General features: G+C 47.3%; 13 protein-coding genes. 6 read left to right on the forward strand and 7 right to left on the reverse strand.

Annotated elements, in window-relative coordinates; genetic code table 11:
* Positions 1 to 59: 59 nt before the first annotated feature.
* A complete protein-coding gene (locus FS373_RS19375) occupies positions 60 to 629 on the reverse strand; it encodes an FMN-binding negative transcriptional regulator (RefSeq protein WP_322619540.1) in 570 nt (189 codons plus the stop codon).
* Between the two features lie 321 nt (positions 630 to 950).
* Between FS373_RS19375 and FS373_RS19380 the strand changes: the two genes are divergently transcribed.
* The gene (locus FS373_RS19380) at positions 951 to 3,044 is read left to right on the forward strand and encodes a glycoside hydrolase family 97 protein (RefSeq protein ID WP_227993050.1); all 2,094 of its coding nucleotides are present in this window, start codon (positions 951 to 953) and stop codon (positions 3,042 to 3,044) included.
* 94 nt (positions 3,045 to 3,138) lie between these two features.
* Here FS373_RS19380 and FS373_RS19385 read toward each other — a convergent pair whose 3' ends face one another.
* Entirely contained in the window at positions 3,139 to 3,534 is a 396-nt protein-coding gene (locus FS373_RS19385; RefSeq protein ID WP_152830382.1) for a VOC family protein, read from the reverse strand.
* A 255-nt stretch (positions 3,535 to 3,789) separates the two neighbouring features.
* Here FS373_RS19385 and FS373_RS19390 point away from each other — a divergent pair, with 255 nt between their 5' ends.
* Complete coding sequence (locus FS373_RS19390; RefSeq protein ID WP_144046289.1) at positions 3,790 to 4,683, forward strand: DMT family transporter; 894 nt, start codon at positions 3,790 to 3,792, stop codon at positions 4,681 to 4,683.
* Between the two features lie 11 nt (positions 4,684 to 4,694).
* On the opposite strand, the gene FS373_RS19395 is transcribed toward FS373_RS19390, so the two are convergent.
* Complete coding sequence (locus FS373_RS19395) at positions 4,695 to 5,153, reverse strand: DUF4442 domain-containing protein (RefSeq protein WP_152830383.1); 459 nt, start codon at positions 5,151 to 5,153, stop codon at positions 4,695 to 4,697.
* 291 nt (positions 5,154 to 5,444) lie between these two features.
* On the opposite strand from FS373_RS19395, the gene FS373_RS19400 reads away from it, so the two are divergent.
* Positions 5,445 to 6,200, forward strand: coding sequence for a substrate-binding periplasmic protein (locus FS373_RS19400; RefSeq protein ID WP_144046288.1), 756 nt, complete (start codon positions 5,445 to 5,447; stop codon positions 6,198 to 6,200).
* 4 nt (positions 6,201 to 6,204) lie between these two features.
* Positions 6,205 to 7,698, forward strand: a complete 1,494-nt coding sequence (locus FS373_RS19405) for a methyl-accepting chemotaxis protein (protein ID WP_185977019.1) — start codon at positions 6,205 to 6,207, stop codon at positions 7,696 to 7,698.
* 124 nt (positions 7,699 to 7,822) lie between these two features.
* Here FS373_RS19405 and FS373_RS19410 read toward each other — a convergent pair whose 3' ends face one another.
* The gene (locus FS373_RS19410; RefSeq protein WP_144046286.1) at positions 7,823 to 8,191 is read right to left on the reverse strand and encodes a hypothetical protein; all 369 of its coding nucleotides are present in this window, start codon (positions 8,189 to 8,191) and stop codon (positions 7,823 to 7,825) included.
* A gap of 199 nt (positions 8,192 to 8,390) precedes the next feature.
* Between FS373_RS19410 and FS373_RS19415 the strand changes: the two genes are divergently transcribed.
* Complete coding sequence (locus FS373_RS19415) at positions 8,391 to 9,977, forward strand: MFS transporter (RefSeq protein WP_152830384.1); 1,587 nt, start codon at positions 8,391 to 8,393, stop codon at positions 9,975 to 9,977.
* A 53-nt stretch (positions 9,978 to 10,030) separates the two neighbouring features.
* Positions 10,031 to 12,535, forward strand: coding sequence for a glucan 1,4-alpha-glucosidase (locus FS373_RS19420; RefSeq protein ID WP_227993052.1), 2,505 nt, complete (start codon positions 10,031 to 10,033; stop codon positions 12,533 to 12,535).
* A gap of 108 nt (positions 12,536 to 12,643) precedes the next feature.
* Here the strand turns inward: FS373_RS19420 and FS373_RS19425 are convergent, their stop codons facing one another.
* The 3 genes from FS373_RS19425 to FS373_RS19435 all read right to left on the reverse strand — a co-directional run bounded on the left by FS373_RS19425 (position 12,644) and on the right by FS373_RS19435 (position 15,060).
* A complete protein-coding gene (locus FS373_RS19425) occupies positions 12,644 to 13,603 on the reverse strand; it encodes a transporter (RefSeq protein ID WP_227993036.1) in 960 nt (319 codons plus the stop codon).
* Between the two features lie 178 nt (positions 13,604 to 13,781).
* Positions 13,782 to 14,366 (reverse strand): GreA/GreB family elongation factor, encoded by a 585-nt coding sequence (locus tag FS373_RS19430; protein ID WP_144046283.1) that lies wholly within the window; start codon positions 14,364 to 14,366, stop codon positions 13,782 to 13,784.
* 325 nt (positions 14,367 to 14,691) lie between these two features.
* On the reverse strand, positions 14,692 to 15,060 hold the full coding sequence (locus FS373_RS19435; protein ID WP_152830431.1) for a hypothetical protein: 369 nt from the start codon (positions 15,058 to 15,060) through the stop codon (positions 14,692 to 14,694).
* Positions 15,061 to 15,124: the final 64 nt, after the last annotated feature.

Raw genomic sequence — 15,124 nt, forward strand, 5'->3', positions numbered from 1 at the left:
GCTATTAAAATAATCACTTTCTGTAGGCTCTGACATGTATGAGGGGCGATTACTACGCTCTAAACCTTTCCTAAACCCATCCCCAATGCTGCCATATATCGAGCTAATTGCTGGGCATCATTGTGATCACTTTCTGATAATGCTTTGAACACGCCTTGTTGGTCGTCAATTTTTCTGTGTTGACCTAGTTTAAACTTACCCTGTATCTCTGATATTTCAATCGATAGACCAACGATGGCGCCACTGAGTTTGTCGATAACTTCAGGGCTCATGATATCGTGTTTGTCGAGTAAGTCAGGTTCATACTTTGCGCTCATATTTTTGACTAATTGAGCAGTATCTTGCTTGCTTGAAATCTTAACCATGCCCTTTACATGCACAGCGCTGTAGTTCCAGGTTGGCACTGCAGGGTAATTTGCATACCAACTCGGTGATATATAACTGTGGGGACCGCTAAATACGACCAATACTTCCCGTTCGGCTAAATCCTTCCATTGTGGATTTGCCTTGGCAAAGTGACAGAGTAAACGCCCTTTATTGCCATGACCTCTATCCAGCATAAACGGCAGATGACTGGCCTCCAGCCCCTCAATATTTGACACGATCACACCAAAACTAAATTGCTCGATGAGATCGAATACTTATTGCTGATTGTCCATTTTCATTGGTGGCGGGATATACATGACCTTTCTTAGTGATCCATATTATCGTTTTAAATAATTAACCTAGACCACTCTTTTATCATAATGCCCACACAGTATAAATAGCTTTAGGCTCAAAGTTCCCTTGGCTTATATCCAGCTGAATACGTATGCAGTTTATTGAACCAAATGTCGCTTCCCCACTAGTATGTGAGCTCAATATCTCAGCGTTAAACATCTCAGCTAGAACAATTAAAACAAAGCACAGGGGAGCCTATGAGACCTAAGATGAACAAAAAAAATAAAAGAATGATAGTTCAAGATAAGTCATATGCCTTAGCGGGGATATACGCGCTGGTAATTGCTGGTATTTCCACTATTGCCAGTACAACTGCTACGGCCCAGACCGTCTCGCTTGCCTCTCCCGACAAGCAGATAATGATAGAGCTCAGTGACGATAATCAAGGCCCCGAGTATCGGGTCAAATTTCACGGCCAAGCTGTCATCAATGACTCAAGGCTAGGCCTGGAGTTTCAGTCTATCGGCGAGTTTGGCCAAGGTTTTAAGATAGAAACTATCGAGCAAACGAGTCATGATGAACGCTGGCAACAGCCTTGGGGAGAACGGGAATGGATCCGCGATCACCATAACCGATTAAAAGTAAAACTAAGCAATGATAAGTACCACTTCTACCTCGAGTTTAAAGCCTTCGATGACGGCATAGGTTTTCGCTATAGCGTGCCTAAGCAAGCAGACTTGAATACGCTAAACATCACCAATGAGCTCACCGAATTTAGCATTCCCGATGCGGATAAAAGCCTAAGTTGGTGGATCCCGGCTCGTGGCTGGAACCGCTATGAATACCTTTATACCCAGAGTCCGGTGCAAGATATCGACAGAGTCCATACCCCCTACACGTTTAAGTTAAACTCAGGCGTGCATATGAGCATTCATGAGGCGGCGCTTACCGATTATGCGGCGATGACACTGGATCAGCGACGTGGCGGGACATTAAGGGCCGATCTCACGCCTTGGTCTGATGGCATCAAGGTCAAAACCCATGCAGGCTTCTCAACCCCTTGGCGCACGATTCAAATAGCGAATCAAGCCACAGGCCTGCTCAATTCCGATCTCATCCTTAACCTTAACGAACCAAATATACTCGGCGATGTCAGCTGGGTTGATCCTGGTAAGTATATTGGGATCTGGTGGGGCATGCATCTTAACGAGAATACCTGGGGCTCAGGAGACAAACACGGCGCGACCACCAGCGAGACTAAACGTTACATGGATTTTGCCGCCGATAATGGATTCGACGGCGTGTTAGTCGAAGGCTGGAATATCGGCTGGGACGGCAGTTGGTTCCATAACGGCGATGTGTTTAGCTTTACTCAAGCCTATGCAGATTTCGATCTTGCTGCTGTGTCCCAATATGCCATAGACAAAGGCGTACGTCTGATTGGTCATCATGAGACTTCAGGCTCGGTGACTAACTATCGCAAGCAGATGAGTGATGCTTACGACATGTATCAAAAATACGGCGTCACTCAAATAAAAACGGGTTATGTGGCCGATGGCGGCGACATCAAACGCATCGACGAACAAGGGATCATCCGCCACGAGTGGCATGATAGCCAGTTTATGGTCAATGAGTATCTGCACAGCGTTAAAGAAGCCGCTAAACGTCATATCAGCATCAATACCCATGAGCCTATCAAGGATACAGGTCTGCGCCGCACTTATCCCAACTGGATATCCCGTGAAGGTGCACGCGGTCAGGAGTTTAACGCCTGGGGGACGCCGCCTAATAACCCCGCGCACACCACTACCCTCGCCTATACCCGCATGCTTGCTGGCCCAATGGATTTCACTCCCGGGATCTTTGACTTAGCCCCCGAAGGACTAGATGCGGTTAATCGCGTGCAGACAACGTTGACTAAACAGCTGGCCTTGTATGTGGTGCTGTATAGTCCGATTCAGATGGCCGCCGATCTGCCGCGTAATTATGACAAGCACCCGGATGCATTTAAGTTCATTCGTGATGTGCCTACGGACTGGCATAAGAGTATCGCGCTAAAGGGTGAAGTCGGTGAATTTGTGGTGTTTGCCAGACAAGAGAGAGTCGACACTAAACAAGCCAATGCCGACTGGTTCCTTGGGGCAATAACCGATGATAAAGCGAGACAACTCGAAGTTGAGCTGGATTTCTTACAGCAAGGAAAATACTATCAGGCGCAAATTTACCGGGATGGTAACAAGGCTAACTGGCAGCACAATCCCTATGATTACGTTATTGAGACTAAGACTGTCACCAATAAAGACAAGTTAATCCTCAACCTCGCCAGCAGTGGCGGTACAGCCATACGTTTTAAACTGCTGCCCAATAAGAAAAGCAAAAAATAAAGCCCTTGTGACCTAACACTCTTAAATAAAGCATGGGCCCGAGATCCATTCAGGATATGGGGTCCATGCTTCACGACTTTGTGACCAATACTCTTTAGTCAGTGAGCTGGAGTAGATCCCACAAGTTACCGTACAGATCTTCAAATACGGCAACAGTGCCGTAATCTTCAACCTTAGGAGGCCTAATGAAATTGATGCCGTCTGCAAGCATGCGCTCATAATCACGCCAAAAATCATCGGTATTGAGGAACAAGAACACTCTTCCTCCCGCTTGATCACCAATAAAACGCGCTTGTTCGGCTTTAGATGCCCGAGCCAATAACAAACTCACTCCAGTGGATCCTGGTGGCGATATCAGGACCCAACGTTTATCTTGCTCCGCTTGATAAGTGTCTTCGATGAGTTCGAATTTCAGCTTGTTTACATAAAAATCGATGGCTTCATCATAATCTCTGACCACCAATGCTATGTGTACGATCGATTGTTTCATATTCATTGTCCTAATACTGGTGTCGCACATTTTTGTTTCATCTGTGAAGTCCAAAACTCTGATTTTGGACTCTAATTTTCAATTCTGATTTTAACGCGTTAACTCTCATTTGAACTATGACTCTAGTGTTAGCATTGGAGATGATAACCAAGCCTATCGTTTAATAATACCAATCGGTATAACATGCCTTGATAAAAGGTTTGTTAAGCAAATTTTTCGGACTCATAATGCCTGAAATATAGATAAGGATGCTCGATGCAATCTCAAACTGGATATATTGTACTGGCTTTAATGTCGGCAGTCTTGATGGGCACTATCGGCATATTGGCTAAATATGCCGCGCTTCCGGCTGAGCAAATCACCTTCTTCCGTCTACTTTTGGGATCACTGTTCTTAATTGCCTACATGCTTGTCTCTGGTAAGAAAGCTCAAATACTGCATAAACCCAGTAAACGCCATATGATCAATGGTGCCATGCTGGCAGGTTTTATGTCTTTCTACGTCGAAGCCATCGACTACACCAGTATGGCTAATGTCATCATGGTGATCTATCTCGCTCCCCTGCTCACAGCCATCATCGCTCACTTAGTCTTAGGTGAAAAACTCAAACTGCTCAATATCGTCGCCATTGGCATCGCTCTCCTTGGGTTTACCTTGATGAGCCCGAGTGCGAGCAGCAATACGCTAGCCAACTCAGATGAGGCTAGAGGCTTGTTCTTCTCAATTTTAGCCCTATTCACCTACAGCGGCTTCATGTTGATCAATCGTAAACCCAGCAAGGCCACAGCCTATCAGAGCACCTTGATTCAGCTTTCGGTGGGCGCATTATGCCTCTTACCTTTGGTCATGACCCAAGATATCGCGCTCAGTGGCGAGCAGCTTGGCTACTTACTGGCTATCGGATTCCTGCCGGGATTCTTGGCGATTCTGTTTGCGGTAAAAGCGCTGCAGCACCTGCCGGCGGTCACCTTCGGCACCTTAGCCTATCTCGAACCTGTGGCCGTGGTCAGTCTGGCATGGTGGCTATTTTCTGAGAGCTTAACGCCGATTCAACTCCTAGGTTGCAGCTTGATCATAACGGCAGGAATGGCACAAGGCCTGTTGTCACAAGGTATTCAGTCGCGGACACGGCCTGAACCTGCACAGTGAAAATAAGCCTGTCACGCCTTGAGCGGCTTTCTCTTCACATAGAGAGTCTTGTTTACTCTGGCTATCACATCACCCATTTCATCTTTTATCTCTAAGGTGAATGTAGGGAAATACTTGTCTCCCCCTTGGGTGTGATGCTTGATCTCCTCTAAATCATTATCTGAAATGCTGATAACACAGTTAACTTTCTTCTTTGTCGCCTTCAAAAACTCGATATCGGCCGCCTTGTCCCAGATAAAGTAATCCCTGCCGAGCAGCTGCATCAATAGCAACATCAGATGTGGGTCGACCATGGAATAGAGACTGCCGCCAAAGTGCGTATTCACGGCGTTGCGATTGTACCAGCGCACCGACATAGCAACATGAAGTTCCCGCCAATCTTGGCTCAAGTGGGTGATCTTTATCCCAGCTCCTATGTAAGGTGGATAGAGATTCAGAAATCGCTTCATAGACTTGGGGCTGAGTTTCATTTTGCTCCTATTGACTCCGTTCGAGAGATAACTTTCTGCTTAAACCTGAAGCTAGAGTATTTAATCTAGTGAAGATTTTCAACCAGGCTTAGCTGAGCCTATTGGCAAGAAGACACCTATGAAGATCGCCTCAAGGCGGATTCAGCATTAAACCTGTGTATCACTCGGTTCAGTTAACGCCTTGAATCCATATTCATAAGCCACTTTCTATCAGCAAAACACCTCTGTTCGATAAAGCAGCATTCATTGACTAGACTTCTTAGTACGCTCAGTTCTTAGTACTTTGGAAATATGATGAATAAGTTCACCCCTATTATTATCCTGTCTCTGGCCAGCTTTCTGGCCAACAGCGCGACCATTACGATTCGCAGCGATGAATGGTTTCCCATGAATGCCGCTCCGGGAGCAACACCCGCCGGTTACATGATTGACTTTGCAAATGAGATATTCGGCGCCGCAGGCCATCAAATTGAATATAAGACCATGCCCTGGGAGCGGGCCGTCAATCAGGTACGTGACGGTAAGTTCGACTGTGTCATAGGGGCTTATACCGACGACGCGCCGGATTTTATCTTTCCGAAAGAATCCTGGGGCACAGATGTTTCCTCTTTTTATGTCAAAGCAGATGACAACTGGCGCTTCAATGGCGATGACTCGTTAAAAGGTAAGAAGATAGGCATTATTTCCGGTTACTCCTACGGTGACAAAATGGATGCCTTGATTAAGGCAAATCCAAGTACATATAAAGCGGCAACAGGTAACGATGCACTCGAAAAAAACTTCAAGAAGCTCAATGCCGGCAGACTCGATATTGTTATCGAGTCTCAAGCTGTAGGCGCAGCCAAAGTCAGCGAGATGGGTCTATCGGCTAACATAGTGTCTGGTGGTGAAGATGGTAACCCTACCCCGCTATTTATCGCCTGCTCACCCAGCAAAGCTAGCAGTCAGGAGTATATCGATATCGTCGAGAAGGGAACAAAACAGCTGAGAGAATCCGGCAAGTTACAGCAGATTTTATCCGTTTATGGGCTCATTGACTGGAAATAACCCTATGAAGATCATTAACTCTATCGCATTCAGATTGATTGTCGCGACCCTGATTGCGGTTAGTTTCTTAATCACTGTAATGAGTACCATCAGTTATTACAGCCAAAAAACCTTACTCCAAGATAGGCAACAGCAGCAGCTCCAGCATGCCATTTCACGACTCGAATTGAACCTTCCCACGGCGGTGTGGAATTTTGAGCAGGAACGCATCGTTAATATTCTCAAGTCAGAGCAGGCATCTGAACATATCGCGGTCATCGAATTTATCAACGATAAAGACGAGATCAGCGCCACCGTCGGTGACAACAAGACTCGGCAAAAAATGAGTATTCCTTTGGTCTTCATCGAAGATGGCGAGTCCAACTCACTGGGTCAATTAGCCATATATATAGACAATAACAGCATACGGTCTGTACTCGGTGACTTACTCATTACCTCGGTTATCGAAGCCCTGTCACTGGGATTATTGATAATTCTAATTACCTATACATTATATAAGACGCTGATCGCAAAACCCTTACTCAAACTCACATTGGCACTGGAGAATATGGACCGAGGACAGAGCGATCTCACTCATCGTCTCCATGTCGGCAATAAAGATGAGTTTGCACGGGTCAGCCAAGGATTCAACCGATTCGTCGAGATGATCCAAGCCATCGTCAGTGCATTTCAAGAGTCAATAGCCAAAACCAGCGTCCAGGCAATGCAGGCTAATGAAGATGCCAGAGAGAGTATCCAGCTCATCGCGGCTCAGCAACAAGAAACCGATCAAATGGCTACAGCCATCACACAGATGTCATCCTCTGCGGGAGAAGTCGCCAGCCGGGTCAATCAAACAGCAGAGTCGGCGGAGCAAGCACGTAAAGATACCCAAGCCGTGGCATTGATCTTACAAGAGACAGTCGCGTCCATCGAACAGCTGGCGCTGCAACTCAAAAACTCTGAGCATGCTATCAACTCATTGGATGAGAATGTCCAAGGAATAGTCTCTGTGATGGACGTGATCAATGGCGTCGCCGAGCAAACTAATTTACTCGCGCTCAACGCCGCTATCGAAGCCGCCAGAGCCGGAGAGCATGGTAGAGGTTTTGCCGTCGTCGCCGATGAGGTACGCGGCCTGGCTCAGCGCACACAGGCCAGCACCTTAGAGATTAAAGAGAAAATTGATGGTCTCAGAAAGAGCACAAATACTGCGGTTGAGTCTACACTGGCTTCCTTCGAGTTAAGCGCCACAGCCGTGGACAATGCTAAGCGATCCGAAGCCTCAATCACCGGCATTCTCGATGCCACTAGCTCAATCAGCTCTATGTCTGAACAGATTGCTGTCGCCGTTAACGAGCAATCTCATGTGGCCGAAGAGCTGAGTAAGAATGTTAATCAGATAGTATCCCTGGGCTACGACAATACAGAATCCCTCAACAAGGTATCCGACACCATTCAGGCACTTCTTTCACTATCGAAAGATTTAGATGAACTGGCTAAACAATTTATCACCTAATGGTGGCTTTGTTATTCATTGCAATGCGTTACGGTATTGATTAGCACCCCACAGATACGTTTAGATACCAGCATGCTCAGCATCGCCAAGACACACACTCAACTAAACGTCTCGTTAAGACAGGTTATTGTGAACCTGCCTTAACGCCATAGGCCGTTGCACTCACTGAGATACATTGCACCGAATAACCAAACTCAACCCATAATTTATCGTCAATAGAGATATCAGCCAGGAGTTCTGTTCCCTCAATCTTGGATCTAGCATCTTCGATCGCCCTATGGGTCGAAGCAGATTCATCATAAGGGATAAGATACAAAATGGCAGTTTGACAACTTTTTCCTTCAACCTTGCCAAGCTTAACCAAAGCGGCACCTGTCTCCCTGTTAGCCTCTGCGCCATCATAAGTCTGAGTGACAAATGAACCATGGTTAGCTGAGTTACATCCGGTCAAGAGTACCAATATAGTCAATATAAGAAAGTTAAATAATTTCAATGATTAGTCCCTGCAGAAAACACCTCCAGGTTAACCTACCCCTGACTTAGTGTTAATAAACATGATGAATACGTATGCATTTCATTGTATCAAATTCGTGCCCGAGGGTACTATGCCAATGTGTTTAATTTCAGATCATGCTTGTGACATTTGAATAATCGACATAAAAAATAATAACAATATTAAGGTAAACGATAGTATGTCTGAGCCCGTACACCCTAGCCATCAGGCCACTCATGGCCGCCGTAAACCAGAGCTCAGCTTCTGGCAGATTTTCAACATGTGTTTCGGTTTTCTGGGGATCCAATTTGGCTTCGCATTGCAAAATGCCAATGTCAGCCGAATTTTTCAGACGCTGGGAGCCTCAATCGATGAGATCCCCATTCTCTGGATAGCCGCGCCGCTCACCGGCCTCCTAGTTCAACCTATTATCGGCTATATGAGTGATAACACTTGGGGAAAACTGGGACGACGTCGACCTTACTTTCTCATCGGCGCCATCTTAACCACCTTAGCTATCTTTATCATGCCTAATTCCCCTACTCTATGGATTGCCGCTGGCATGCTGTGGATCATGGACGCTTCGATCAATATCGCCATGGAACCCTTCAGGGCGTTTGTCGGCGATAATTTGCCCCAACGCCAGCGTCCCCTCGGCTATGCCATGCAAAGCTTCTTTATCGGTATTGGTGCCGTTATCGCCTCGGCTCTGCCCTACATACTGACTAACTATTTTGACGTGGCCAATACCGCGCCGGCGGGTGAGATAGCCGACTCGGTGCGTTATGCCTTCTATTTTGGTGGGGCCGTACTCTTGTTAGCCGTGGGCTGGACTGTCATTTCCACGAAAGAGTATTCACCCGAAGAGCTGGCCGCATTTGAGCGCCTGGAACAATCCGCAACCAGCCTAGAGTCAAATCTAAAACCTGAAGACAAGAGGAGCGAGCAAGCCTACCGCTCATCTTCCTTCATCTGGACCGCCCTGGGCGCCTTGTTCACTCTGATAATCTGGGGTCAGGATCTGGATAAACAGCTCTATATCTTAAGCTTAGGCATCTTGTCCTTCGGACCCCTGCAATTTTACTGCGCCCATAGGCTCAGGCAAATCAGCAAGAGTCACCAGGGACAGAGCCAGACTCGCGATAAACAGGGCCTGGTATTTTGTGTCATCGACGATATGTTTCACATGCCCAAAGCCATGCGCCAACTAGCTGTGGTGCAGTTTTTTTCCTGGTTTGCCCTATTTTCGATGTGGATATACACCACCGCGGCGGTCACAGATCATCACTATGGTACCCAAAACGTATTATCCAAGGCTTATAACGACGGCGCGGACTGGGTGGGCATGCTCTTCGCCTCCTACAATGGTTTCGCCGCCCTGGCCGCCTTGGTTATTCCTCTGCTTGCCATGGCTGTGGGCCTTAAACTGACCCATATGATCAACTTGTTCTGTGGTGGCATAGGCCTGATAAGTTTCTTTTTCATCACAGATCCCGGCCTGCTCTGGCTACCCATGATCGGGGTTGGCATAGCCTGGGCGTCAATTTTATCGATTCCCTACGCCCTGTTGGCGAACGCCTTACCCGCACACAAAATGGGGGTTTATATGGGAATATTTAACTTCTTTATCGTTATCCCTCAACTGCTGGCTGCCAGCGTGCTGGGGTTAATTATCAAACAGGGGTTCGATGGCAAGCCCATCTTTGCCCTCATCACAGGCGGCATACTCATGATGATTGCCGGCGTCAGCGTGCTGTTTGTCAAAGTGCCGACTCAAACCCGATGACATAGATCATGTCGAAAAATAAAACCAATAAATTCAACTTGGGGATGACTAATATGTTCCATGGATACTTGCCTTCACCCGTGACTAAGTCGCTAGTGACTCTGGCCATCATTGCCGCTCTCGGTGCCTGCTCACCGACAACCGAAAAGCCTGTGATAAACGCACAATCTAGCTCGAACACATTTTCCCCCGGCGCCCCGGGGATTGACCCCACATGGGCATTTGCCGGTAAGACAGGCATAGGCACCTCTTATGTGCCCTACTCAGATGCTAACAATGAGTCGGAGTCACACAGCAAGGTCTGGTTCTCTATCGCCCAAGGCGTGCTAACCGAGACCATGTATGGCCTGATCCATAACGCCCAGCTTAAAGAGCTACAGTTTATCGTCACGGGAAATGGCTTCGTCGATACCGAGAAGCAAGATACGATCAGCACAATTGACTATCTTCACAAAGATGAGTTAGGTCGCCCGCTGTCACTGGCTTACAAGGTCATCAACACAGATAAGGATGGCAAGTATCGAATAGAGAAGCATATCTTTACCGATCCGCTTCACGCCAGCCTGATGATGCGAGTGACTTTTACCGCCTTCGAGGAGGGTATCACCCCTTATCTTTACGTGAATCCTCACATGGATAATAGCGGCGCCAACGACATAGCCGATGTGGTAAGCCAAGACGGGGATCTGGCTCTGATTGCTTACACCAATGAAGCAGAACCCAGTGTGATGACGGTGAAATCCGATCTCCCCTTCATCAAAGCCAGCACAGGTTTCGTCGGGGTATCCGATGGCCTCACCGACATTAAACAAGATGGCGAGATGAACTGGCAGTACAGATCGACATCGGATCCACAAGACCAGACCATAGGCAATGTCGCCCTCACGGCGCAATTGCCAGGACTCGAGAAGAGCACGGATAAAGAGATGAAGAGTCTCAGCTTTAATTTAGTGCTGGGATTCGGTAATGACCCAGCCCAGAGCATGGCCAACGCCGATGCGACGTTAACGCGAGGCTATAACCAAGTATTAGCCGACTATAACGGCGAAGGCGAAGCCATAGGTTGGCAAGACTACCTCGCCTCGTTAACCGCCCTGCCTGCGATGTCCGGCAATACTACAGATGAAGGCAAACTCTTATATGCCAGCGCGCTGGTACTTAAGGCTCAGGAAGATAAGACACATACCGGCGCCCTTATCGCCTCCTTGTCTAATCCTTGGGGTGACACGGTATCGGCTAAAGTGGGTAGCACAGGCTATAAGGCCGTATGGCCGCGGGACTTTTATCAATGCGCCATGGCCTTTCTCGCCATGGGAGACACTCAAACGCCCAAGGTGGCATTCGAATACTTAGAGAAGGTACAAGTCACCAAGCATACCCCGGGCTATACCGGCACTCCCGGCTGGTTCTTGCAAAAGACCCATGTGGATGGCGAAATAGAATGGGTTGGCGTGCAGCTGGATCAAACTGCCATGCCCATCATGCTCGGCTGGAAACTCTGGCAAGCTCAAATATTTTCCGACGCTGAAATTACGCATTGGTACCAGCGAATGCTCAAACCCGCGGCCGAATTTCTCGTCACCGGTGGTGAGGTAAACCTTGACTGGAATCACACTCACATTACGCCGCTAAAAACGCAGCAGGAGCGCTGGGAAGAGCAGCAAGGCTATTCACCATCGACTGCTGCCGCAGTTATCTCGGGCCTGGTGGCCGCCAGCGATATCGCACGGGTTGCAGGAGATCTCAAAGGCGCACAACGTTATCTCGATACAGCAAAAGCCATGAAGCAAGGACTCGCAGAACGAGTCATCACCACTAAAGGCTTGCTTAGCGCCGATGGAGTAGCCATGACTCTCGCTGACGAGCAGCAAACTCCTCCCTATTACCTGCGTCTCTCGCCTCAGGGTAAGCCCAATGAAGCAAGGACACTCGGTGATAACAATGGCAGAGCGGGCTTAGATCAACGCCTCATCTTAGACGGTGGTTTCCTCGAGTTGGTCCGTTACGGTGTCGTCCCGGCAGATGATGCTGTGATTAGGCAGACGTTGGCCCTGATGGACAATACCCAACTGGATGATAACCTTAGGGTCAAATACACCTTCACCGCCAAAGATGGCAGTCTGTTTCCTGGGTTCCGGCGCTATGGCAACGATGGTTATGGTGAAGATACCGAGACCGGAGCGAGTTATGCAGAGAAAGGTACAAACACTCCCCACCAAAGGGGCCGGGTATGGCCCTTCTTCACCGGTGAGCGTGGGCACTATGAGCTGGCACTTGCCATCGACAATGACTCGTTAACCGAGAAGCGCCATAGGGAGCTGGTCGATACTTATGTTCAGGGAATGGAGAGTTTTGCCAACCAAGGGCTGATGCTGCCGGAGCAGGTGTGGGACAGCGTAGGCGACCCTAGCCGATATCACTATCGACATGGCCAAGGAACCAACTCGGCCACCCCGCTCGCCTGGACCCATGCAGAATACATCAAGCTGGTACGTTCCTTAACAGATAAACGCGTTTGGGATCATTACCCTGTGGTAGATGATAAGTTGAAAAATTAGAAGTTCCATCTCGAGTCTCAATAAAAATGCCGGCATCTTAGCCGGCATTGTTGTAATGATCTCTGTTGGTATTTATCAGGCATCAAGTAATACCGATTGGTATAGGGCTTAAAAATTGTACAGCCAAAATGCACCAAATGAATCGAAATCATTGCCTACTCGAGTCAGTACCCCTTTGCTGTAATTTAGCTTGATACTGTGATGCCTACTCAGAGGAATGGAGTAAGTTAACCCAAATCGAGAGTTCTCCTGGTAATCATTGGACTCAATATCTCCTTTGGTGGTCTCACCACCAAAAAAGTAATTCGAGTTAAAAGAGATCCAGTGCCCTGGGCCAATGGAGTAAATGAGGTGGCCCTGAAAAGTGTATTGAGGCTCTTGGGTTAAACCCACTTCATTGTAATACTCATCGTTGTCAGCATATATTCTCGCGGAGGCGATAAGGTTGTAATACCAGCGACCCAGTTTTTGAGACATGCCTATTCCCGGACGAAAAATCCACCGATTGGTACCTGCATTAAGCAATCGCTTTTCATCATAGCTACCTATGGGCGCGGTCACTTGCAAGCTGGTACCGATCACGACACCTTGATCCCAAGATGCAAACTCTTTAGGTGATAAGGCCGGCGCGCCGAAAAAGTTCCAAGTGAGCCTGATACTTGGATCGGTATAACCACATTGGTCTGCTGTGATGGTTTCTCCCGCTAACATGGCGCTGCCATCGAAGCAGACTCGTGATACCCCCATATCTATTTTAGCGGATCGTCCCCCCAGAGAGAAAGAATGGGCATATCCGATAGCGGCGGCATCGATATTAAGCTGTACATTTTCGACAGGTGCACCAGGAGAGGGTGAAACTTCCCCCTGAGAATGTGCGTACCCCAGCACCATAAAATTCATCCCAATGGGAATATTAGTGTAACTTCTGGGTTCGAGATCTTGGGCCTGGGCACCAGTGACGCACTGAGCCAAGCACGCAGCTAACAATACACCTCTGGCTCCCCAAAAGGAAAAAGAGCGGGTGTGAGCTAGATTTGAGGAAATATGCTCAGGAGCAATAAATGACATCGATTGGCTATCCGGCAGAAAAATGGTTGATGACGGCACAGCATTGAAACCGAGCCGCAACATATCCGATACAAACCAAACTAACCATTATGGCCGATAAATCAAGTAGAATTAGAAAAAGACTAACAAATTCAGTAATAAAAGACAGGGATTAACGAGCATTAATCTCCAGGATGTTTTACTCCACCCCTGTGATTTCATAAACCTTAGGCTGAGCGCCTATATTGAGCCGCACGGTATCATCAAGATACCTGCCCATGAGTGACTGCCCAAGGGGAGATGATGGAGTGATGACGATGATCATCCGCTGCCCTTTGTCTGAATTTTTATGACACCCGGCCGCTAAATCAATCTCTGTGTGTTTGTTAATCTTCAGGTCAATATTCTTGTCAGTTTCGAGGTCAATTTTCATACCCGGTGCGCCGGGGCCGATAAAATAGGTGTTCTCTACTCCTAGCTCGTCTTCGAGGGTCACCAAGGCAGATAAGTCTATACCTGAATCATCTAAGAAGCAGGCTAAGTTCAACGACCTATAGGCCAATAACTCGATTTCACATTCTGCGACTCGTTGAGCCTGCCCATGGGCCAAGTATGAGGCTTCGAGGCCAAAAGTCTCATACTTACTCTTGGCCACAGTTTCACTGTGTGTGGCGGTCTCGTGGGCCTGTTTCGCCGCAGACATAGCTGCCTGCTTGGCAAGCTCAAGCCCAGAAATGATCCTATCGACGATTAACCGCTTATCAAATTTGGTGTTATTCACCATTATTAAATGATCCTATCAACGATTAAGCGTTTATCAAATTTGGTGTTATTCACCATTATTAAATGATCCTATCAACGATTAAGCGTTTATCAAATTTGGTATTATTCGCCATTATTAAATGATCCTATCAACGATTAAGCGTTTATCAAATTTGGTATTATTCGCCATTAATAAATGATCCTATCGACGATTAAGCGTTTATCAAATTTGGTATTATTCGCCATTATTAAATGATCCTATCAACGATTAAGCGTTTATCAAATTTGGTATTATTCGCCATTAATAAATGATCCTATCGACGATTAAGCGTTTATCAAGTTTGGTATTATTCGCCATTAATAATACCGATCAGACGCTTGATGAATCGCTTAACGGCAGCTTCATCTTCAAATTTAAATGCCAAACCATAATGAATACCGTTGAGGCTCTTCTGTACTCGCTTTGGGAAACGCGTCATCTCATTGTTATGAAAATAACCCTGTTTATGTTTTACCCCCTCGAGCCCACTGAGATCCACCAGAAACACCTCATAAGCGGGTCTGATCACCAGTTGACAGTCACTGGCCGAGCCGTGCAGGTACACGGGTTCCTTGAGCTGAGGCAACATATACTCGGTGATCTTCTTGATGGTGAAGTTGGTGCGGCACTCCAATGAGCTTAAAACTGACATGATTACGCTGTGTTCAATCGCCAAAGTTGGCTCTCCTTCGATGAGATAATACGACATCGTCTCTCTAATCAAACCAAAAGACGATGTA

Source organism: Shewanella sp. YLB-07 (assembly GCF_009377275.1).